The following is a 22,144-nucleotide window of genomic DNA, read 5'->3' on the forward strand; positions in this document are numbered from 1 at the left end:
ATCTTTAAAAGGGTTATTCCGCTTCCGTTACTTTTTTTAACAGCAGTTTTAATGCCGCCACCCGTTGCGGATATTTACCCGCCAGGTTGCTACGCTCTCCCGGATCATTTTTCAGATCGTACAATTGTTCCTGTGCACTATATCCGGTTTCAATATTTACAGCAGTCATCAGCGCCGGTCCTTTTGACGGCGTCATATACTTCCATCCATCCTTTACAATACACAAGGCGCTGTTGGCAGGTTGCTCAACGATGAAATCACGGTCGCGTTTTGCTTTACCCAGGAAGGTTGAAAGATAATCACGGCTGTCTGTAAACTCCCCGTCCGGCAGTTTTACCTGCAGCAGGGAAGCAAAAGAAGCCATCAGGTCGACCTGGCTGACCAGTGCATCCGATCGCGCGCCGCCCCTGATATGTCCGGGCCAATGAACAATAAACGGTACTCTTGTGCCTGCCTCAAAAGCGCTGTATTTTCCGCCACGGTAAATACCTCCTGGCTGGTGGCCCAGGGCTGCAGCGGTTTCCGCAGACCGATCCATATACCCGTCATTCAATACCGGTCCGTTATCACTGCTGAAAACGACCAGCGTATTTTCAAGCAGTCCTCTTTCCCGGAGACCGTTCATGATAACACCTACGCTGTGATCCATTTCAAGGATCACATCCCCCCTATAGCCCAGTTTGCTTTTCCCCTTGAATTCGGTACCCGGCATACGTGGCACATGAATATTATGAATGGCATAGTAAAGGAAAAAAGGCTTTGCGTCTTTCCTGCTGCTGTCAATAAATTCCAATACCTTATTATTGAATACATAGCCCAGCTCCTCGTCCGTCCATTCGCTGCGCTTCCCTCCTTTCATAAAACCGATACGGCCGATGCCGTTCACAATATGCCCGTCATGCCCCTGCCGGGGATCATTATGCTGTTTTAATAATTCCGGATGCGCCTTCCCGGTTAGCTCACCCGGAAATGCCTGCTGATAATTTACCGAGATCGGGTCTTCCGGCTCGAGCCCAAGTGCCCGCTGGTTCTCCATAAAAATAGTAGGCACGCGGTCGGCTGTAGCAGGAAAAATAAACGAATAATCAAATCCCACTTCCCTGGGTCCCGGCGACACTTCCCTGTTCCAGTCCACGGGCGATTGATTCCCCAGCCCCAGATGCCATTTTCCTACCACTCCGGTGCGATATCCTGCCTGTTGAAATACTTTGGGTAATGTGGTGCCATTTGTAGGGATCACCAGGTTGGCATCACCGGGAAGGATATTGGTTCCTTTCTTCCGCCAGGCGTATCTCCCGGAAAGCAGCGAATACCGGGAAGGCGTACAGGTGGATGCGGTTGCATGTGCATTGGAAAAATTGATCCCGTTCTGTGCAAGGCGATCAATATTGGGGGTGCCTACGATTGTTGCGCCATTGCAACCCAGATCGCCATACCCCAGGTCATCCGTATAAATGATCAGCACATTGGGCCGGCCGGCGGACTGCGCAAACCCATTAAAGAAAAAGCAGGATAATACAACCGTTAAGATCCAGTTTCGTTTCATAATAAAATCAGCTTGTTTATGTTCTGTCTCTAATCACCTACCTGCATATCGACAACCGGCGGCAATAATGGTGCGGATAATACTGTTTCGCACCCGCTACAAAATAAGCTTAAAATAACGGATTCCCGGCAGCAACGTTGAGAAAAACACGGCAACTGTGCATCCGATTGCACAGTACACCGCACAGTCGGTAGCTCCCGTTATCAAAAAGTTTAACTTTATCCCTGCTTGTCCGGAAGCAATTTCCCGGTTCCATCAACCGCTGTCAAAAAATAAAAATGATCTTCTGATGAAAACAATCGCCTTCGCTATCGGCTGTCTCTTTCTTTACGGATCCGTTTTCGCCCAGCAACGACCCAATGTTATTTATATTTACGCAGACGACCTGGGATACGGTGAACTGGGATGCTATGGTCAGAAAAAGATCAAAACGCCCAACCTGGACCGCATGGCAGCAGAGGGCATGCGGTTCACCCAGCACTATTCCGGTACGCCCGTATGTGCTCCTGCGCGTTGTATGCTGCTTACCGGGAAGAATGGCGGGCATTCTTACATAAGAGGCAATTATGAAATGGGAGGTTTCCCTGACAGCCTGGAAGGCGGTCAGATGCCGCTTCCGGAAGGCACTTTCACCCTGGGGCATCTTTTTAAAAAGGCGGGTTATGCCACCGCAGCGATCGGTAAATGGGGACTGGGACATATCAATACCACCGGCCATCCGTTATCCCAGGGCTTTGATTATTTCTACGGCTATCTCGATCAGAAACAGGCGCACAATTATTATCCTTCGCATCTCTGGGAGAACCGCACCCGGGACGGGCTGAACAACCCCGATATTTATGTACACCGCGCATTAAATCCGGAAAAGGCTACCGACCGGGACTTCGATTATTTCAAGGGGAATGTTTATTCGGTTGATAAAATGACGGAAAAGGCACTGGCCTTTATCAATACACACAAAAACCAGCCGTTCTTTCTTTACCTGCCGTACACCATTCCCCATGTATCACTGCAGGTACCGGAGAAATACATCAATATGTATAAAGGGCAGTTTGACGAAAAACCTTACTATGGCGGGAAGGGCTATGCGGCATCAAAATACCCGCTCTCTACTTATGCCGGTATGATCACCTGCCTCGACGACCAGGTAGGACTGATCCTGCATGAGATAAAAAAACTGGGGCTGGATGATAACACGCTGATCTTTTTTTCAAGCGACAACGGTGCCACCTTTAACGGCGGTGTGGATGCGGCTTTCTTTAACAGTGTACAGGGATTACGGGGGTTAAAAATGGATGTTTATGAAGGGGGCTTCCGTGAGCCGTTCATTGCCCGCTGGCCGGGCAGGATCCCTGCTGGAAAGACCAGTACGCTGCTTTCGGTACAATATGATATGATGCCTACTTTTGCCGAACTCGTCAGGCAACCGCTTCCCGCTTCCACAGACGGCATCTCGCTGCTACCCGAATTACTGGGACAAAAAAATCAGCAGCAGCATCCTTTTCTTTATTTTGAATATCCTGAAAAAGGAGGACAGATCGCTGTCCGTATCGGAAACTGGAAGGGCGTAAGAACAGGCATTCTCAAAAACAGGAACAGCCCCTGGCAGTTATATGACCTGCAAACTGATCTGCAGGAAACCCGCGACGTAGCATCCCAGCACCCGGATATTATTCAGCGCATGCGTGAAATCGCAACCATGCAGCACCAGCATCCGCACTTGAGGGAATGGGAATTTATTGATCCGAAAACAGAACAGAAACGACCGTAGTCAGCCACTTCAGGAAATATCTTTCATAAAAAAGGTCACCGTTTCCGGTGACCGCCTTCATAAAACAAACACTAAGAGGTGTGTTTAGGCACTGGGGCCTGCGGCCTTTACAGCTGGAGCTACCATGCCGGAATAGATTTCAAAGTTCCTGATAAATTGTCCGGCCAGTTCACCTGCCTGCTGGTCGTATGCCGCGCCATTTTCCCATGTATTACGCGGAGTGAGCAGCTTTGAATCAACGCCGGGGCAATGGTCCGGCACCATAAGACCAAAAACAGGATCCTTATGATATTCCACTTCATCAAGATGGCCGTTCAAGGCAGCCTGTATCATTGCCCGGGAATAAGAAAGCTTTATACGGGAGCCGGTGCCGTATGCGCCGCCCGTCCAGCCGGTGTTCACCATCCACACTTTCACGCCGTGCGTTGCGATCCGGTCACCGAGCATCGCCGCATACCGTCCGGGATGCAAAGGAATGAAGGGCGCTCCAAAACAGGCGCTGAAAGTAGCCTTCGGTTCGGTAACACCGGCTTCGGTACCCGCAACCTTGGCGGTATAACCGCTGATAAAATAATAAAGCGCCTGCTCCCGGGTCAGGCGGGAGATCGGGGGCAATACACCATAGGCATCACAGGTCAGAAAGAAAATATTTTTGGGCACCCCTCCTGTTTCATCAGGAACAATATTTTCAACAAAATGGATGGGGTAGGCAACCCTTGTATTCTCGGTAAGGGAAGCGTCATCAAAGTTGATCCGGTTGGTGCCGGGATAGAAAGTTACATTTTCAACCAGGGCATGCGGCCGGATGGCATGAAAGATTTCAGGTTCTTTTTCTTCTGAAAGGTTGATGCATTTCGCATAGCAGCCGCCTTCAAAATTGAACACCTTTTCATTGTCCCATCCATGTTCATCATCCCCGATCAGTTTGCGGCAGGGGTCCGTGCTCAATGTTGTTTTGCCGGTACCGCTCAGTCCAAAGAACAGCGCGGTATCTCCTGTGGGTCCCAGGTTGGCCGAACAATGCATGCTGAGCACTTCCTTTGCCTGGGGCAGCAGGTAATTCAGGATCGAAAAAACACTTTTCTTTATTTCTCCTGTGTAAGCGCTGCCGGCTATCAGGATCATCCTGTGTTTAAAGCTGACAACTGTTGCATTGCCCTGGCGGGTGCCGCAACGCTCCGGATCCAGTTCCAGTCCGGGTGCGGAAAGAATATGCCAGTCGGGTTCAAACTGTTCGAGTATTTCTTCCGACGGACGTAAGAAAAGATGATGCGAAAACAGGTTCATGGAAGGCAGCTCGTTTATCACCCTTATGTTCAGCCGGTATTCCGGCGCCGCACAGGCATACGCATCTCTTATCCAGAGTTCCGGTCTTCCGTTCAGGTGGCTGCGGACATCTTCCAGGATCCGTTCAAAAAAATGCTCCTCCAGGGGATTGTTAAAATTACCCCAGTCAACAGAGGTGGCCGTCAGCTCATCCTTTACAATAAATTTGTCCCTGGGCGACCTTCCTGTAAATTTCCCGGTGTTGATCACCAGGGCGCCGGTATCGCTTAACCGCCCCTGGTTGTTCCTGAGGGTATCTTCCACTAATTCTTCAGGAGTTAGCTGGTAATGCACCCGATTCGTTAAATTCAATCCGGCAGCCTTTAATTGCTGCACCGGCATCTCGAATGGCTTTGTAAGCATATGGTTTCTTTCTTCTTTTGTTGAAGCAGCAAAAATAGAGTTTAGAAAAAATCTAAAAAAATAATATTTTAATGCCTGTTTTTAAATATTTTAAAAAGTATACATCACATAATTGAATTAATTTCAATTATTAATTGCTGTACTAACAATTGTTCGTAAAAACAGTTGTTACTCAGCCACTTGTTGCGGGCAGCAGGTCCGGGCTTTTTTCTTTGGGAATAGTTTCGTAGCTTTGCGCCGTTCTGCAACTGCAGAAAAGTTCTTTAATTCCCTGGCTCCGGCCGGGACCTTATCAAGAAAGGCAGAGGGTGTGGCCCTGTGAAGCCTTGGCAACCTGTCTGGGACAAGGTGCCAATTCCAACCGTGCAGCAGCAAGGAAAGATAAGTCGGATCAGTAGTGTATTAAGAAATTTTAATAGGACAGCTCATCTGGTTTATCGGATGGGCTTTTTTTATGTGCCACCGGCAGCTGTCATAATTTTTTTTTGAATATGAAACAAAACGCTACTAAATTCGTAGTCCGCATGACACAGAAAGCAACATATACTTTTTCTTGCATTACCCCCGTAATGTGTTGCTGTATTTGCTGTATGCCTTAGCAGGCATATACTATCTTCATCTACCCCAACGGGTCTTTATGACCCTCTATTTATTCAGCACATCTTTTTCACTTCATTAAATTCATCATTCTTATGAGCGATCAATTACATTTTGACACGTTACAGGTGCACGCCGGCCAGCAGGCAGATCCCACTACCGGAAGCCGCGCCGTACCTATTTACCAAACCACTTCTTATGTTTTTAAGAACGCGGACCATGCTGCCAATCTTTTTGGATTGAAGGAGTTCGGGAATATCTATACCCGGATCATGAACCCGACCACCGATGTTTTTGAACAACGCATTGCCGCACTGGAAGGAGGTGTTGCCGCACTTGCCACTTCCTCCGGTCAGGCAGCCCAGTTTCTTGCAATCACCAACCTGCTGCAGGCAGGTGAGAACTTTGTGACCTCTCCCTTTTTATACGGAGGCACTTTTAACCAGTTCAAAGTATCCTTTAAACGACTGGGCATCGATGTACGTTTTGCAGCAGATGATAACCCGGACAGTTTCCGCCCCCTGATCGATGACAAGACAAAAGCCATTTACATAGAAACACTGGGCAATCCGCGGCTGAATGTTCCCGACTTTGAAAAATTTGCAGCCCTGGCCAAAGAATTTGACCTGCCGCTGATTGTAGACAACACCTTCGGTGCGGGCGGATACCTGTTCCAGCCGATCCGGCATGGCGCCAACATCGTGGTGGAAGCCGCCACCAAATGGATCGGCGGACATGGCAACAGCATCGGAGGCGTTATCGTAGACGGAGGAAATTACAACTGGGGAAATGGAAAATTCCCGCAATTCTCCGAGCCTTCCGAGGGATACCACGGATTGAACTTCTGGCAGGTATTTGGAGAGGGGAATCCGCTCGGACTGCCCAATATTGCCTTTGCCATCCGCGCCCGCGTGGAAGGGCTCCGCGATTTCGGTCCGGCACTCAGCCCCTTCAATGCCTTCCTGCTACTGCAGGGCATCGAAACCCTTTCCCTGCGTGTACAGCGTACGGTGGACAATGCACTGGCCCTTGCACAATGGCTGGAGCAGCACGATAAGGTGGACTTTGTATGGTACCCCGGCCTTGAAAGCAGCCCCTATCATACACTGGCAAAAAAATACCTTACCAACGGCTTTGGCGGCGTACTGCAGTTTGGTATAAAAGGCGGACTGGAGAACGGGAAAACATTCATCAACAGCCTGAAGCTGGTAAGTCACCTGGCAAATGTGGGTGACGCAAAAACACTCGCCATACATCCGGCATCCACCACGCACGAGCAATTGAGCGAAGCAGAACGGGCAAGTGCAGGCGTACTGGACAATCTCATCCGCATCAGTTCAGGCATTGAGCACATCGATGATATAAAAGCTGATTTTGAGCAGGCCTTTGCCGCAGTTTTTAACCAGTAAAATTAATTACCCATTACGTCCTGTAAGTGTCCGCTTACAGGACGTTTATAAGAAAAATGCTCCGGCCTTCCGCAATAAAACCGGCAGGGCCACCGAACAGAGAATGCAACAAAAAACATTTACATACCCGGCACCTTTTGTATTGGAGAGCGGCGCCGTCTTTCATAACCTGCGACTGGCTTATACCACTTACGGTGCCATCCGCAAGGACCAGACCAATGTCATCTGGATCTTTCATGCACTGACTGCCAACAGCAACCCGCATGAATGGTGGCCGGAAATGATCGGAGCCGGTAAGGTATTTGATCCGGAAAAAGATTTTATCATCTGTGTAAATATGCCCGGCAGCTGTTACGGCAGCAGCAGTCCCCTGGATGTGAATCCTGCCAGCGGGGAGCCCTACTATCACGACTTTCCCTTCTTTACTATCAGGGATATGGCCCGGGCCTACCAGCTGCTGCAACAGAAACTGGGAATAAAAAAAATAAAGATCGGTATCGGCGGCAGCACCGGCGGCCAGCAGCTGCTGGAGTGGGCGGTACAGGATCCGGATCTTTTTGACTATATCATACCGCTGGCCACCAATGCCGTGCATTCGCCCTGGGGAAAAGCCTTTAACGCTTCCCAGCGGTTTGCCATCGAAGCAGACCAGACCTGGCATACGAAAAACCCGGACGCAGGCCGCAAAGGACTGGAAGTGGCGCGCGGCATCGCTTTGCTCTCCTACCGCAATGCTACGGCCTATAATAAAACGCAGTCGGAAACATCGGAAGAGCAGCTCGAAGCTTTCCGCAGCGAAAGCTATCAGCGCTACCAGGGCAGCAAGTTATCCGCACGTTTTAATGCATTCAGCTATTATGCACTCAGCAAAAGCATGGACAGTCATAACCTTGGCCGCGGCCGTGGCGGAGTGATCAAAGCACTGGGCAGGATCCGGGCCAAAACACTGGCGCTGGCCCTGGAAGGTGATCTTTTGTTTCCTCCTGAAGAGCAGGAATTCCTGGCCGAGCATATACCCGGGGCGATTGAAAAATACATCCGCTCCGACTACGGGCACGATGGTTTCCTCCTGGAATTTGAACAGATATCAGAAGCAATAAAAAAATTTATAACCCGCCTGTCACCGGCTGCCATCGGGCAGGAAAAGACAGGCAATTAAAATAAAACACAGCATGGGCGAACATAAAGAGTTAGTGATCGGCTTGTTTGGATTTGGAGTGGTGGGTGAAGGGCTTTACAAGGTATTGCAGCAAACGCCGTCCCTCAAAGCAAGCATTAAAAAGGTGTGCATCAAGCACCCCGGGAAAAAAAGAAATGCCCCGGAAGAACTGTTTACCACCGAGCGGGAAGAACTGCTAAACGATAATGAGATCAATCTCATTGTGGAAGTGATCGACGATGCGGTAGCCGGTTTTGAAATTGTAAGCACGGCATTAAAGAACGGAAAGGATGTGGTGAGCTCATCCAAGAAGATGATCGCAGAGAACCTGCCCGCGTTGCTGGAACTGCAGCAGGCAACCGGCAGGTCCCTGTTATATGAATCTTCCGCCTGTGCCTCCATTCCCGTGATCCGTAACCTTGAAGAATATTACGACAATGACCTGCTTCACAGCATACGGGCCATTGTGAACGGGAGCACCAACTTCATCCTCACAAAAATCTTTGAAGAAAACCTTGCATTCAGGGATGCATTGCTCCTGGCACAGCAGCTTGGTTTTGCAGAAAGCGATCCCACCCTGGACGTGGAAGGTTATGATGCCCTGAATAAATGGACCATCCTGCTGCTGCATGCATACGGGATTGTGGCACATCCGGACCAGATCCTGTTCAACGGTATCCAGAATATCGCGAAGTCGGACGCCCAGGTGGCCAAGGCACGCGGCCAGCAGATCAAGCTGGTGGCACAGGCCAAGAAACTGATCAATGGCGGTGTGGGCGCTTATGTGCTGCCGCAGTTTGTTGCAGCCGACAGCCCCCTGTCCTTTGTAAAGAATGAATACAACGGAGTGGTGATCGAAAGCGGATTTGCGGACCAGCAGTTCTTTTACGGGAAAGGCGCGGGCAGTTTTCCTACCGCATCGGCCGTTCTCAGTGATATCTCCGCCCTGCGTTATGAGTACCGCTATGAATATAAAAAGCTGTACCATCACCGTCCGCATCAGCTGAACGATGCCATCTACCTTAAAGTATTCGTCAGCTTTACCGACCTGGCCTTTATTCCCAAAGATGATTTTGAATGGATCGAGGAATGGCATGCACAGGAGAGCCGTAAGTATCTTTCCGGGGTGATCGCACTTCAGAAATTAAAACAACATTCCTGGTGGAAGGAGAACGGCACTTCACTGATCGTGGAAACCGATGGCATTATTGAAGATATTGAAGAACGGAAGTTAAAAAAGAAAAGCCTGGAACTCGCAGGATTACTGTAATACCGGCGGATCCTAAGTTATGAGGGTTTAATGTTGGTAGTACCAGCATTAAACCCTTGTTAGTTGAATCCTCTAGCCATAGAAGGTGCTGACAGATCAGCAAAATCCTGTTCCAGGTACTTGTAATACCCCGTGATGGCGATCATGCCGGCATTATCGGTACAGTATTGAAAATCGGGGATGAAGGTGTTCCATCCCTTTTCCGCCCCCATTGCCTTAAACGCTGCACGAAGACCGCTGTTGGCCGACACGCCACCCGCAATACAAAGATCGCGGATACCCAGATCTGCCGCCGCTTTGCTTAATTTGTTCAAAAGAATGGAAATAATCCGGCCCTGTATGGAAGCACAGATATCGTTCAGGTTTTCCTGAATAAACCGCTGCTGCTCCGCTGCGCTTGCTGTAAATTCTTCTTTGTAGATCTGCGCGGTGCCGGCATTCCTTAGAAAATAAAGGATGGCCGTCTTCAGACCGCTGAAGCTGAAATCATAGCCCGGTATCCGCGGCTCCGGAAAGCGGAAACGGCCGGCGTCGCCCTCCTTTGCATGTTTATCGATCAGCGGACCTCCGGGATAAGGCAGTCCCAGCATCTTGGCCGCTTTATCAAAAGCTTCCCCCGCGGCATCGTCGATCGTTTCACCGATAACGGTCAGCGAGGTCGGTGCATCACATCTTACGATCTGTGTATGCCCGCCGCTTACCGTCAGGCAAAGAAAAGGAAAAGACGGTTTGGCATCCGGTATCAGGTTGGCCAGTACATGCGCCTGCATGTGATTCACAGCGATCAGGGGTTTGTCCAGCGCCAGTGATAATGATTTGGCAAACTGCCCGCCTACCAGCAGACTTCCGATCAACCCCGGCGCCTGGGTATAGGCGATCGCATCCATATCATTCAATTGCAGGCCGCTTTCTTTCAAAGCCACATCCACCACGGGAACGATGTTCTGCATGTGTGCCCGGGACGCCAGCTCCGGCACCACCCCTCCATGCGCCGCATGTACTGCCTGGGTGGCAATGCGGTTGGACAATATCCTTCCCCCGCTGCAAACCGCAGCAGAGGTTTCATCACAACTCGATTCGATCGCCAGTATATTTATTCTGTTCATTTAATTTATCGTTATACACCTCATTAACTCCGGATCGCCACCACCGGATCCATCTTTGCCGCCTGTACTGCCGGTATGATGCCGGCCACCACTCCTACGATCACACAGATAAGAAAGGTCCAGACCATATTGGCAACCGATATGAACACCGGGAAGTCGAGGGCCTTGCTGAGAATCTGCGCCAGCACATATACCAGGAACAGGCCGATCAGTCCGCCCAGCATACAAAGGAATGCCGACTCCAGCAGGAATTCGGTCAGTATGATCTGCCGTTTCGCACCCAGTGCTTTTTTCAACCCGATCTGAGAGGTCCGTTCCTTTACGGTCACAAACATAATATTCGCCACGCCGAACAGTCCAACGATCAGACTGATCCCGCCGATCACGGCACCTCCGATATTCAATCCCGCAAATGCCTCGGCTACCTGGTCCCCGATATCATTAATGTCATTCAGTGCAAAATTATCTTCCTGTTTCGGGCTCAGTTTATGCAGACTGCGCATGGTCACCATCAGTTCATCCTTTAGCCCCTTGCTGGTGATATGCGGCATTCCCTGCACCATGATCACCGGGTCTGTTTTTTCTTCATTGAAGATCGTTCTCCCGAACTGGAACGGAAGGATAACGCTCTGGTCAAACCCCCAGCCGCCGATCATTTGTTTCCCCTGCTTTTCAATAACACCTGCCACCAGGATCTTTTTTCCGCCGATGGTAATGGTTTTATTAACGGCCAGCTCCGGCTCATTGAACAGTTTTTCGGCGATCTCATTTCCCACTACTGCCACGTTAGTGCCATAGCTGAACTCTGCGTCTGATACGTAGCGGCCATCACTCATTGTAAGCGGCTGGATCCGGATAAAGTCCTCGCTAACGCTGTAAACATTCACACTGTTCAGCATATATCCTGAAAACTCCACATTTCCCCGCCCCTGCAAAGTAAAGGCCACATACCGGGCATCGGGAGTGCGTTCTTTGATCGGCTTCACCTCGTCGTACCGGGGCACAGGACGGTTTATATATTTCCACCAGGGATAGTCCGGCCCACCGCCATAATCCCATTTATCCACATAAATGGTATTGGAGCCAAGTGTTTTTATCTCATTTTGTATGTTCTGTTGTAAGCTGTTTACCGTGGCCAGCACCCCGATAATACAAAAGATACCGATGGTGACCCCGAAAAGCGACAGGAAGGTACGCAGCTTGTTTTTCCAAAGCTCCTGCATCGCCATGCGAAAACTATTGCCTACAATTTCCAGTGTGCGCCTCAACATAAAACACAAAGATACTTACGTTTTGCTTGCCTTTTGCAAATAACAACAGATCAGGGCCATTCCTGTTTTCCCGGCCGGGCAAAAATAAAGTAGTTAAATACGTAGTTAACTACTTATATTTGCAGGATCAATTGTTTTTTTATGTTTATAATTAAAGAACTGGACAATACCCATGGCAGGGAGATCATTGACCTGATCCTGTACATCCAGCAGGTGGAATTTAATGTTCCGGTTACGCTCGAAGGCCAGCCCGACCTCCTGGACATCGAATCCTTCTATATACAACCGGGTGGAAAATTCTGGGGGGCCTATGCCGGTGATATCCTTATCGGCACCATCGCACTGATCCATACCGGGCACCGGACAGGCGTTATCAGGAAGATGTTTGTACACAAAGATCATCGCGGGGCACAGCACGGGGTGGCGCAGGCATTGCTGACCACACTTATCAACTACTGCAGGCAGCAGGATATCGGATCGATTTATCTTGGTACGATCGATACGCTTAAGGCCGCCCAGCGGTTTTATGAAAAAAACGGGTTTGTGAAAATAACCCCGGCGGAGCTTCCTTCTTTTTTTCCCCGGATGATGGCAGACAATACATTTTATTATCTTTCGCTTTAAAAGAGATTGTAATGAACAGCATTGATGAAGCAGGCATCCTGGCACTGGCAACAAGGCTGCAGCGTCTGAGCGAGCGCATCCGCAAACAGGGTACGGAAATTTACAGGCATTGTGGTATCGATTTTGATCCGAAATGGTTTCCGGTGATCTATGCGCTTCACAAAAAATCGGAACTGGGTGTAATGGAACTGGCCCAGGAGATCGGCTACACCCATCCTTCCACCATCAGCCTGTTAAAAGAGCTTACCCGTGAAAAGCTGGTATTGTCGAAAAAGCATCCCAGCGACGACCGGAAACGGCAGCTCTGCCTCTCAGCCAGGGGAAAAACGCTTGTAGAACAGATGCAGCCTGTGTGGGAGCTGCTGGTACAGGCCATAACACAGGTAACCGATACCCCTAATAATCTGTTCCGCGCCATTGATGAAGTGGAAGAACGGATCGAACAGGGCGCACTGCTTGATGCCGCCCACAGGCTGATGAAAAGACCCGGAACTGCACGCTAATACATAGCTGCTATTACCGCCGGCACGATTAGATATATTAAAAATATTTCTAAAGAACATTAAAAAATCCAAAACGATTAACAGGGATTTTTAAATTTCATGTGTCCGCCTGCTGTCAGACCGATATTTTATATATTTCTGCTGCAACTGTGATCGCCAAAACGCGGTACCACATTGACTTATAATAAGATTGCCCTACCTTTGCCTTTGCAAAATTGCAGGCGTGTAAAGAAAATTACGTACCCTGCTTCTGTCCGCAAATGTGCCGTTGCTAGTTAAACAGGCCAGCTAAGAATGCTTTTGAGAAATGTGATGTTTTTACGGGTTGATCACAATGGATATGCTCTGCTCCCAAAGGTATGTCCATTTTTTTTGCACTTCCGCTACCGGCACTTTTGATGGCGATGGATCTTTCTGACCATTCATTACATTTATAAATAAAAATGCTACCCTGATTGAAAGCAGCTCCGCACCGATCGCTATTTCCCGTGGCCGGACCAAAACCATACTGCCTTTAAACCGCTGAATCCGGTTACAGCATCGAGTATTGCTTGGGCTTCATCCCGATATGCGCCTCGAACACTCTCGAAAAATGGCTCAGATTGCTAAAGCCCAGCCGGTACCCTACATCGGAAACGGTATACTTTTTTTCCCTCAGTAAAAGGGCCGCTTCTTTCATTCTGAATTCCTGGTAATAACTAAAAATACTGTTGCCAAAAATCTGTTTGAACAAACGCTTTAGTTTGGTCGGGCTCATACCGGCATCAACAGCCAGTGTTTTAATCACCGGAGGTATCTCCAGGTGCTCCAGGAGCTGTGCTTTTATCCTGTATATGGTTGCTATGTCCTCAGTGTTCAATGCATAAAGGCGTCCTTCATCCCGCTTGTCCAGTTCCATCAATAACCGGCAGATCAGCTCTTCTGCTTTTACCCGCAAAAAAAACAGTTCAAATGATTCATTGATTGGCTCCGTCAGCATTTCATCCACAATTTTCTGTAAAGAAGGATAGATCATTTGTTCGAAAAGAAAGGGCTGCGTATTCTGTAACAGGCTTTGCAAAAGCGGTGACCTGTCTGACGGATCAAACAGCCTGCTCAGGTAGCCGGCATCCACTTCAATATTGATCGTGGCGGTGTTCGTATGAATAGAAATGACATCATCCGTATTTATACGGCTGGTGGCAATGAGAACAGACGGCATTCTATCTTTTTCAGTGAGTGGCATTGCTCTCTGCGGGAAAATATTCCGGAATTTGAAAACCAACATTCTTTTAGCAGTATTAGCAGCTACATTTTTAACATGTACATCCTGCTTCAGCTCGTAATTGCTGATGAGCATCCGGATGTCCTCGTTAAAAACAAATCCGGTACAATATCCCCGGCCGAATCTGCGCGGGATCTCTAATCGCCGGCCATTGACAGCAGTGCCCAGTAACTGGGCAAGCGATTTCAGCACTTCGGGAACGGTCGGGTTATCCTTTTTCACAAGAATGGTCCTTTACGACTATTTTTAAGTCTAATTTAGTTATTTTATTTCTAAAATGACTTTCAATTTTGTGTTTGTAAATAAAACACAATATGATGTTACTAAAAGATAAACGAACAGCCATCATCGGTGCCGGACCGGCCGGACTAACCATGGCCAGACTGCTTCAGCAACAAGGCGCTGATGTAACCGTTTTCGAAAGAGACAAAGATCCTGCGGCAAGAATCCGGGGCGGCACACTCGACCTGCATAAAAATTCAGGTCAGGAAACCCTGAAAAAGGCCGGATTATTAGAGCATTACTACGCCACCGCATTACCAATGGGCATTATTATGACCGATGAACAGGGAAGGGTGTTGTACACGAAACAACCGACCCCCGAAAATCAATACGACAATCCCGAAATCAACAGGAACAGTCTGAGGAAAATATTACTGGACAGTCTGAAGACCGGCACGGTTGCCTGGGACAGTAAATGTACAGGGCTGGAAGTGCGCAGCGGGAAATGGCTGCTGTATTTTGAAAACGGGACGCACACAACAGCGGATCTTGTCATTGTTGCAAATGGCGGAAGATCTGCAATAAGAAGTTATGTTACGGAGACTGCGGCGGAAGAAACCGGCACGCTTATCATACAGGGAGATGTACCCCGGCCTGAAATAAATTGCCCGGAGTTTCTCGCACTTTGCAACGGCAACAGGCTGATGACTGCCCACGGGGGTCATTTACTCGTTGCCAACCCGTATAATAATGGTGCATTAACCTATGGTGTGATCTTTAAAAAACCTGCTGAGTGGAATCCGGGCCAGGGGCCGGATCTCCAGGATACCAGCAGCCTCCGCGCGCTGCTGCTTGACCGTTTCGCCCATTGGAACGAACGGTACAGCCAGTTGTTGCGTTCCACAACAGCCCTCTGGGGTCTGCCGATCAGAAAACTGCCATTGGAAAAACCCTGGAAGAAAGACCGGCCCCTGCCCATAACGCTTATCGGGGACGCTGCCCACCTGATGCCGCCTTTTGCAGGCCAGGGTGTAAATACAGGGCTGATGGATGCATTGATCCTATCCAATAATCTTACCGGGGGCACTTTTAAAACCCTGACTGCTGCTGTCGGCAACTACGAACAACAAATGTTCCGCTATGCCGGGGAGGCACAGCTGGCCTCCTGCACCAATGAAACGGCCATGCTGCATCCCGGCTTTTCTTTCCGGGAATTTATTCATTAAGTGAAGCTGATAAAGGAGAATTAGGGTTTAATGGTATAGCTGAAAAAAAAGCGCCGAAACCGGTGCTCTTTGAGTATTTTTTGGCGGAGAGCGAGGGATTCGAACCCCCGGACCTGTTACAGTCAACGGTTTTCAAGACCGCCGCATTCGACCACTCTGCCAGCTCTCCGCGGCAAAAGTAAGGGTTGGCGGATTGATGACAAAAAAATGTGATTGATTTTTTTATGGATCACTTCCGGGACCAGGTAAAGGCGGCCGCCGGGCGAGCTTTTCAATGGCAGCGCTCATTTGATATCCAGCAATTGCCGAAGATAAACAGGGTCATCTGTTCCTCCTTATGAACGCTTTCTCCTGAGATTATAAAGTTAAACACTTTTATACCGTGAGATAGTGAAGCCCGGCACGCCGGGCTTGTATTATCATAATATCTTTAATTCAATTCTGCGCTATATCTAGGGCAGCTATCCCGTGTAATAGCATTGCCTTTATGCTGTCATCAATAGTATTAGAATTTTTAATCTCCAAAACTTTTGTACTAAGAATGGAAGAGAGCTTGACTAACTCTGACTCATTTAGTTCCCAAAAGTCCATTGGGATTTCTAAGACACTTTTAAGCAGATCGCCCGGATAATAATTACCTCCCGCGAGAATATCATTAGAGAGTACATTTAAAGCCAATGGCACAACATATTTTAAGCCAATTTGCTGACCAATTAATAATCGTAAATCATCTATATCAAGGTTATTAACAGGGATCTTCCGAAGTTCAAAACTTCGTTTTACCAGTTCGGTCGGAAATTCACGATTCTTCCAAACATTTCCTTCAAGTTCTTCTATACTTCTATTGGTTTTCATTTTGTGAATTTTGCAATTTCCTGGCTTTCTCTCTTGCTCTATTTAATACATCTGTAATATTCTGAAGCTGACTGCGTATATCCTGAGCCTTTTCAAGAGCATCATCCTCCAAACCTTCTGAATTAATAACCTTGTTTAATGCAGCGAGCTAAACCGGCTAAAGCCATTGGTGTGCATGCTCCTGTAATCAGACGATATGAACGTAATAAGGTAACGCCCTCTATTGAAGTAAATATCTAATCTTTCCTGAATTAAATTCAGCGCTTTATTAAGACTTCTATGTCCACGTATCATTAGTCGTGACAATGTAATACACGTTCCAGTCATCAGACAAGTTATTGATTTCATATTTCTAAAAATCAAACAGGGTGGCAGCTATCTTTCATTCCCATTATAGTCATATTCCTCTAATGTCCAATCAATAATTACTTCTTGAAACCAATCTAAAAAACTGTTATTAACAATCTCGGGGCCATCTCCCTCTGAATATTCATAATCATGCTGCCAAAACACGATATCACACGACACGGTATTATTGGATCTCGTATCAAAGCAATAGTGATTGCCTTGCCCATCCGGCGAAAAAGGGATCAAATATAAGGGCATAGGATTTGCAACTTCAGAATGCTCAAATTTGTAGACATTCTCTAACGAACTGGCAGAATCATCTATGCCAAAAACGGAATTCCCCATTATATCAAATCCATTATGTTCCCTTAGAAAGGCTTTATAATCTAAAGGCAACATTAATCCAAGTCTATTTTCACACTCTATTATTTTGGTATTTTCCAAGCTTCCGCCGCTTGTAGCAATTGCTGTGGAAAATTTTGACAACTCTTTTAATATAGGCTCCAGTTTCATAACAATATTATTACCTTCTCGGAAACTCCTTTTGTTAATATTTTCTTCTTTGCGAATCATTTTTTTTCTATTTTAGAGGGCCTTGATTTGTTTGGGTGATTCTTCACTCCTCAATTGGAATTTCACTTAACTGTTGATTACTTTCTATTTTATTAAAAAAATCTTTCATATCAATTTCATAGCTCCACGAAATAACACCATCAAAAAATGAGACTTCATGTCTTCCATTATTTTTGCCTAAATATATATTTGGCACATCTGTTCCACTTAAAGCAAATCTTATTCCGTGAGCCGCTCGATAATTAAAAATTTTATCTATCAAGTCATCGTCATACTCTTCGTCACTATCATAAAAATGAAAAATCAAAGCAGCAATTGAATGCTCACCGTTGATATTCTCTAATGGGCATTCCTGCTCCAATAAATTTATTTTATTTACTTTTAGCCAACCAAGGAGGCATCTCAAATCCCATTCCCAATCAAATAGCACTCTAATTATCCTTCCTTTCCGTGATGTAACAGCCAAGGCAATTTGCGACCAGCAAATACCGGGATCATGCAATTCTGAATAGGGGTATTTCTTTCTTCTAAAAAACAAGTCCAGTTGGTTCATTTTCTCTGCCAATACATTTTTTAATCTTCAGAAGCGATACATTGCAATAAAGTATTATGGTCAGTGTCGAAAACGATTTTATTCATTGCAGAATCAAAATAAAATATTCAAAAAAAACTTAATCAGCAATAATTGGGACCACATCTGACTTTTGGCACTCCAGCTTAGGCCAGGGATAAAATCCTTCATCCGCTAGCGCTAAAAATACCTGATCATCAAAGTCACAAATAAATCTTATTAATTGGCTCTCCCAAACTTCACTATTCTCTCTGTGTTCTTTTGTGGCTTTGGGCAGTTTTCTATATTGCTATTAGTGATCAATTATGAGGTTGTTTCAGCAATTTCCTTTTGGTCGCCAAGTCATCTTTTCAGCAGGTTCGGGGTTGACTCACAACTTTCATAAACAGCGGTTTTCAGGTCTTATCGTTTTACATACTTCAGTCTAGCTTTTATTCTGACGTAAATGTACAACACCGGACCGCATTTTCAAGAAAAAATTATCAACACGCTTTAAAACAGGGTCCGGAGCCGCCCCGTTACCCGTCGTCGTCATTAAAATTCATGACAGGCTGAGGCCCCGGTATCGTCAACCGGCACCATTTTGAAAATTGCCGTATATTTATCTGCCGGGCGTCGGGCAATAGTTCCGGAAAAACCCCTACCGTAAAAAATCTTTTAGTAATCATTGTCAGTATGCTGCGTATACAGGAATATAACCCGGCACCGCAACTCCGGTCCTTTATAAAAAAAGTGTACCACTTTGAAGAAAAAGAGGCCTTGCAAACCATACTGCCGTTTTATCCCGACGGTTATCCCGGTATCATTTATCATACCGCCAGTGATGGTTTGTACAGTCTGAAAAATAAAAAACTAACCCCCTTCTTTTTGTATGGTCAGACGCTGACCCCTATTGAGCTGCGGATGGGCAGCCCTTTTACAATGCTTATCTACCAGCTCTACCCTTCGGTTGCCTATGATCTTTTCGGACTGGACCCGGCAATGATCAATGACGATTGCTACAATTTAGAACATCTTATTTCCCCAGCCGCCTTTCTCCGGTTAAAGGAGGCTGCGCAACCGGAACAGCAGACCGATATTATTAATGATTTCCTGCTGCACTACGGAAATTCCACGCACGCTATAAACCACCAGTTGCTGCAGGCCATAAAATATATTATTGATCGCAATGGTAATGTAAAGATCAAAGATGCCAGCGCGGAAGCTTATCTCACAGAGCGCACCTTCCAGCGGCAGTTCCTGACACGTGTCGGTATCACTCCAAAGCAATTTGCCCTGATCATCCAGTTCCAGAACAGCGTAGCGGACATGGGCGGAAAGGACCTGGGCGCCCTTACCCACGTGGCACTGGAGAACGGTTTCAATGACCAGTCGCATTTTATCCGGATCATTAAAAAATACAGCGGCAAAACACCCAGGGCACTGATACATATGCAGCCGATCCTGTTGTAGCGATTGTCGTTTTTATCCAATTTCACACCCGTATGGTCAGGTAATTTTGTTTTAAAATAAACAACTATGCAACTCATTATTTTTGGAGCAACCGGCTCCGTGGGACAACAACTGATCGAACAGGCAATCGCAAAAAAAATCCATGTAAAAGCATTTACCAGGAACGCCTCCCGGCTTGCATCATTCCAAAGCGAATACCTTTCTGTTTTTGAAGGCGATGTATTGAACTATGCCGATGTATTGAACGCGTTGGATCCGGATGCGATCGTTGTCAACACACTTGGAAACGGGAAACACGGGAACACGCGTTCCGCCGGCACCCGTAATATTATTAAAGCAATGGAGGAAAAGAAAGCCGGGCGCCTGATCTGTCAGACAACACTGGGATGTGGCAGCAGCCGTGGCAACCTTAATTTTTTATGGCGCCATATCATGTTTGGCTGGCTCTTAAAGGACGCTTATTATGACCATGTATTACAGGAGGAGGCGGTGATGAGCAGCAACCTGCAATGGACCATCGTCCGACCCAGCGCTTTTGCAAAAGGCCCGGTGACCGGAAGTTTCAGGACGGGTTTTGGTCCGGCAGAGAAAGGCCTCCGCCTGAAGATCGCCACGGCAGACATCGCTTACTATATTTTATCGGAGCTAAATGCCACTCCGGAGAATTCCAGAAAGGCGGTAAGCATTTCCAACTAACCACCGCTGCCCGCTCAAGCGCTGCATGGTGGTTATGTAATGCATGGCGGTACCGATGCCTGCGGCATTCAGCACCAGACCACGATCCCGATGAAAAGAATAAATAATAAGAGGAAAACAAGATTGATTATAAAAAGCAGGATTCCCGGTAGTGATCTTCTGCCCAGGTAGAAAAAAATCATGGATCCGATAACAATAATGATAATAAGGAAGATCACTCCCAATTGCTGACCGGACCGGATACCGACATGATCCAGCCGGAAGGTATTACACAACAACAGGATACAGCATACATCCAGGAGAAGACCTGCCCCCGTCAGCATATACTTCATAGTAGAATTTTGGTTTAGGAAAAAATCAAGCATCTCTGGCCTAAAATACAACGGATCAAAGAGATTCGGTTTTACTGTCATTTTTTTAATAACGAAATGCATAAAATCTTATAGTTTTTGCTACTTTCAAACAGTCACTGGATATGCCCTGTTATCCGGCAGGAAGAATAATTCAATAAAGAAAAGAGTGGAAATCCGCAAACAATTGGCTTGGAGCTACCGGGTATAGTTTATAGATTTGCAATTATTATTAACCCCTGCAGGATCAACAACCTTGGGTTTTATACTAAATAAGAAAATCCCTCCGGGGATTTTTTTATTGCAACAAATACAGGATTCCGGCACAGCTATAAAGCAGCCAGGTCATATGCGATCAACCAGGCCGTCCACTTCAGCCCCTGTCAGCCGCAGGCATCTGCTGTTTTTCGATGACAGGCTTTAATAAACCTGCATTCCTAACTACTGTTTACCCTGGCAGAAAAAAAAACGGAATTCTTATAGGTCTTGGGAGTGAGGCCGGTTATTCTTTTGATAAAACTGCTAAAATGAGCCTGATCAGAAAATCCCAGTTTAAAAGTAATTTCCTTGATCGACATGTTCGTACCCCAAAGCAACCGTTTGGCTTCCAGGAAAACCCGTTTCATGATCACTTCCTTTGCCGAAAGTTTATAATATTTCCGGCAGAGGATGTTCAGATAGTTGGAACTGACCGTCAGCTGATCCGCATAATAATTTACGCTCCGCCGCCGCATATAATTGTTTTCGATAAGCGCCTGGAATTTCAGCACGACGGGGTTCACCCGCGCCTGCCTCATCTCTTCTCCTTTCCGCACTTCTATCAGATGACTTACCATCAGTACAATCAACTGCGCTCTTGTAATGATGATGGACAACGGCGTATCGGATGAGCGGGAATTAAGGTCGCGCTCGATGGCGATAAATTCACTCTTTAGCTTCGCAAAGGTTTTTTCATTGAGGTCCAGTACCGGAAAACCATTGGGCCGGCCCTGCGACAGATGTGTCTCAAACCGTATAAAGGTATCCATCAGCCGTTTGCTGATATAGAGCTTATACCCGGAAGTATCGGCATTGGTATTCCAGGAATGAATCTGTCCGGGGAATGAAATGTGTACCTGCAGATCCCGTTCTGCATACTCCCTGAAATCGATGGAATGGAGTCCGCTGCACTTTTCAAATAACAGGATCACATAACAATCCGGAGCTCTGAAATTTTCAACCCGGCTGGCTCCTTCAACCCGTTTAAAAGCAATATCATCTTTGATCTCATTTTCTTTTTGCAATGTTTCAATAGTAGTGACCGAATGATTCTGCGGGGCTTCCATAAAGCGCTGTTCTCAGTTTGTTTTAAATAGTTTCAACGAATGATTTACACAGGTTTAATTAAAGTCTGTTCCTCTTACAGATGAACTGGTTCAGCATACGGTTACCAGTCACGATAAATTATCGAAAACGTGTAGTACTGTTTAAAGTATATCTGGCACTTCTTACCACCCGGTAAGAATAGGTTGGATCGGAAAACGCTATTCTGACAATTCTGCTGTTCAACGATCCGGCTAAAAAATCATTCCTGTTGTCTTGATGTTTGTTCATCAAGTAGAAATAGTTATTCTACAATAGTACACAATATTTGCCGGTGCGT

The 22,144-nt window shown here is 46.9% G+C and carries 21 protein-coding genes, 1 tRNA gene and 1 riboswitch; of the genes, 10 read left to right on the forward strand and 12 right to left on the reverse strand.

Annotated elements, in window-relative coordinates:
• Positions 1-13 precede the first annotated feature (13 nt).
• Positions 14-1,546, reverse strand: coding sequence for a sulfatase family protein (locus K7B07_RS02760; RefSeq protein WP_223707231.1), 1,533 nt, complete (start codon positions 1,544-1,546; stop codon positions 14-16).
• Between the two features lie 289 nt (positions 1,547-1,835).
• On the opposite strand from K7B07_RS02760, the gene K7B07_RS02765 reads away from it, so the two are divergent.
• Positions 1,836-3,317, forward strand: a complete 1,482-nt coding sequence (locus tag K7B07_RS02765) for an arylsulfatase (RefSeq protein WP_223707233.1) — start codon at positions 1,836-1,838, stop codon at positions 3,315-3,317.
• Between the two features lie 84 nt (positions 3,318-3,401).
• Here K7B07_RS02765 and pckA read toward each other — a convergent pair whose 3' ends face one another.
• Positions 3,402-5,006, reverse strand: coding sequence for a phosphoenolpyruvate carboxykinase (ATP) (gene pckA / locus K7B07_RS02770; protein ID WP_223707234.1), 1,605 nt, complete (start codon positions 5,004-5,006; stop codon positions 3,402-3,404).
• A gap of 286 nt (positions 5,007-5,292) precedes the next feature.
• Positions 5,293-5,394, forward strand: a riboswitch (SAM riboswitch).
• 304 nt (positions 5,395-5,698) lie between these two features.
• On the opposite strand from pckA, the gene K7B07_RS02775 reads away from it, so the two are divergent.
• From K7B07_RS02775 to K7B07_RS02785, 3 genes are all read left to right on the forward strand, one after another.
• The gene (locus K7B07_RS02775) at positions 5,699-7,012 is read left to right on the forward strand and encodes an O-acetylhomoserine aminocarboxypropyltransferase/cysteine synthase family protein (protein ID WP_223707236.1); all 1,314 of its coding nucleotides are present in this window, start codon (positions 5,699-5,701) and stop codon (positions 7,010-7,012) included.
• 103 nt (positions 7,013-7,115) lie between these two features.
• A complete protein-coding gene (locus K7B07_RS02780) occupies positions 7,116-8,171 on the forward strand; it encodes a homoserine O-acetyltransferase family protein (RefSeq protein ID WP_223707238.1) in 1,056 nt (351 codons plus the stop codon).
• Positions 8,172-8,184: 13 nt separating this feature from the next.
• A complete protein-coding gene (locus tag K7B07_RS02785; RefSeq protein WP_223707240.1) occupies positions 8,185-9,441 on the forward strand; it encodes a homoserine dehydrogenase in 1,257 nt (418 codons plus the stop codon).
• Positions 9,442-9,500: 59 nt separating this feature from the next.
• On the opposite strand, the gene tsaD is transcribed toward K7B07_RS02785, so the two are convergent.
• Both tsaD and K7B07_RS02795 read right to left on the reverse strand, forming a co-directional pair.
• On the reverse strand, positions 9,501-10,547 hold the full coding sequence (gene tsaD, locus K7B07_RS02790) for a tRNA (adenosine(37)-N6)-threonylcarbamoyltransferase complex transferase subunit TsaD (protein ID WP_223707242.1): 1,047 nt from the start codon (positions 10,545-10,547) through the stop codon (positions 9,501-9,503).
• A gap of 23 nt (positions 10,548-10,570) precedes the next feature.
• Positions 10,571-11,818 (reverse strand): ABC transporter permease, encoded by a 1,248-nt coding sequence (locus K7B07_RS02795; RefSeq protein WP_223707244.1) that lies wholly within the window; start codon positions 11,816-11,818, stop codon positions 10,571-10,573.
• A gap of 141 nt (positions 11,819-11,959) precedes the next feature.
• Here K7B07_RS02795 and K7B07_RS02800 point away from each other — a divergent pair, with 141 nt between their 5' ends.
• Both K7B07_RS02800 and K7B07_RS02805 read left to right on the forward strand, forming a co-directional pair.
• On the forward strand, positions 11,960-12,442 hold the full coding sequence (locus K7B07_RS02800; protein WP_223707246.1) for a GNAT family N-acetyltransferase: 483 nt from the start codon (positions 11,960-11,962) through the stop codon (positions 12,440-12,442).
• Between the two features lie 11 nt (positions 12,443-12,453).
• Positions 12,454-12,945 carry a MarR family winged helix-turn-helix transcriptional regulator gene (locus K7B07_RS02805; protein WP_223707248.1) on the forward strand — a complete coding sequence of 164 codons (492 nt, stop codon included), beginning with the start codon at positions 12,454-12,456 and terminating at the stop codon, positions 12,943-12,945.
• A 318-nt stretch (positions 12,946-13,263) separates the two neighbouring features.
• On the opposite strand, the gene K7B07_RS02810 is transcribed toward K7B07_RS02805, so the two are convergent.
• Complete coding sequence (locus tag K7B07_RS02810) at positions 13,264-13,452, reverse strand: hypothetical protein (RefSeq protein WP_223707250.1); 189 nt, start codon at positions 13,450-13,452, stop codon at positions 13,264-13,266.
• Positions 13,453-13,477: 25 nt separating this feature from the next.
• Positions 13,478-14,431 carry a helix-turn-helix transcriptional regulator gene (locus tag K7B07_RS02815; RefSeq protein ID WP_223707252.1) on the reverse strand — a complete coding sequence of 318 codons (954 nt, stop codon included), beginning with the start codon at positions 14,429-14,431 and terminating at the stop codon, positions 13,478-13,480.
• Between the two features lie 92 nt (positions 14,432-14,523).
• Between K7B07_RS02815 and K7B07_RS02820 the strand changes: the two genes are divergently transcribed.
• Positions 14,524-15,657 carry an FAD-dependent oxidoreductase gene (locus K7B07_RS02820; protein WP_223707254.1) on the forward strand — a complete coding sequence of 378 codons (1,134 nt, stop codon included), beginning with the start codon at positions 14,524-14,526 and terminating at the stop codon, positions 15,655-15,657.
• 81 nt (positions 15,658-15,738) lie between these two features.
• Here the strand turns inward: K7B07_RS02820 and K7B07_RS02825 are convergent.
• Both K7B07_RS02825 and K7B07_RS02830 read right to left on the reverse strand, forming a co-directional pair.
• Positions 15,739-15,826, reverse strand: a tRNA-Ser gene (locus K7B07_RS02825).
• A gap of 266 nt (positions 15,827-16,092) precedes the next feature.
• Positions 16,093-16,512: a contact-dependent growth inhibition system immunity protein gene (locus K7B07_RS02830; RefSeq protein ID WP_223707255.1), complete on the reverse strand. Its 420-nt coding sequence runs from the start codon at positions 16,510-16,512 to the stop codon at positions 16,093-16,095.
• 138 nt (positions 16,513-16,650) lie between these two features.
• Here K7B07_RS02830 and K7B07_RS02835 point away from each other — a divergent pair, with 138 nt between their 5' ends.
• Entirely contained in the window at positions 16,651-16,752 is a 102-nt protein-coding gene (locus tag K7B07_RS02835) for a helix-turn-helix domain-containing protein (RefSeq protein WP_223707257.1), read from the forward strand.
• 135 nt (positions 16,753-16,887) lie between these two features.
• Here the strand turns inward: K7B07_RS02835 and K7B07_RS02840 are convergent, their stop codons facing one another.
• Together K7B07_RS02840 and K7B07_RS02845 are read right to left on the reverse strand one after the other, a co-directional pair.
• Entirely contained in the window at positions 16,888-17,433 is a 546-nt protein-coding gene (locus tag K7B07_RS02840; RefSeq protein ID WP_223707258.1) for an SMI1/KNR4 family protein, read from the reverse strand.
• Positions 17,434-17,476: 43 nt separating this feature from the next.
• Positions 17,477-17,998 carry a hypothetical protein gene (locus K7B07_RS02845; RefSeq protein ID WP_223707260.1) on the reverse strand — a complete coding sequence of 174 codons (522 nt, stop codon included), beginning with the start codon at positions 17,996-17,998 and terminating at the stop codon, positions 17,477-17,479.
• Positions 17,999-18,679: 681 nt separating this feature from the next.
• On the opposite strand from K7B07_RS02845, the gene K7B07_RS02850 reads away from it, so the two are divergent.
• Both K7B07_RS02850 and K7B07_RS02855 read left to right on the forward strand, forming a co-directional pair.
• Positions 18,680-19,456: a helix-turn-helix domain-containing protein gene (locus K7B07_RS02850; RefSeq protein ID WP_223707261.1), complete on the forward strand. Its 777-nt coding sequence runs from the start codon at positions 18,680-18,682 to the stop codon at positions 19,454-19,456.
• Positions 19,457-19,522: 66 nt separating this feature from the next.
• Positions 19,523-20,152 (forward strand): NAD(P)-dependent oxidoreductase, encoded by a 630-nt coding sequence (locus tag K7B07_RS02855; RefSeq protein WP_223707263.1) that lies wholly within the window; start codon positions 19,523-19,525, stop codon positions 20,150-20,152.
• Positions 20,153-20,220: 68 nt separating this feature from the next.
• On the opposite strand, the gene K7B07_RS02860 is transcribed toward K7B07_RS02855, so the two are convergent.
• The gene (locus tag K7B07_RS02860) at positions 20,221-20,484 is read right to left on the reverse strand and encodes a hypothetical protein (protein WP_223707265.1); all 264 of its coding nucleotides are present in this window, start codon (positions 20,482-20,484) and stop codon (positions 20,221-20,223) included.
• 455 nt (positions 20,485-20,939) lie between these two features.
• Positions 20,940-21,827: a helix-turn-helix domain-containing protein gene (locus tag K7B07_RS02865; protein ID WP_223707267.1), complete on the reverse strand. Its 888-nt coding sequence runs from the start codon at positions 21,825-21,827 to the stop codon at positions 20,940-20,942.
• Positions 21,828-22,144 lie beyond the last annotated feature (317 nt).

The sequence above is a fragment of the Niabella beijingensis genome, from assembly GCF_020034665.1.
In the GTDB taxonomy this organism is placed as follows: domain Bacteria; phylum Bacteroidota; class Bacteroidia; order Chitinophagales; family Chitinophagaceae; genus Niabella; species Niabella beijingensis.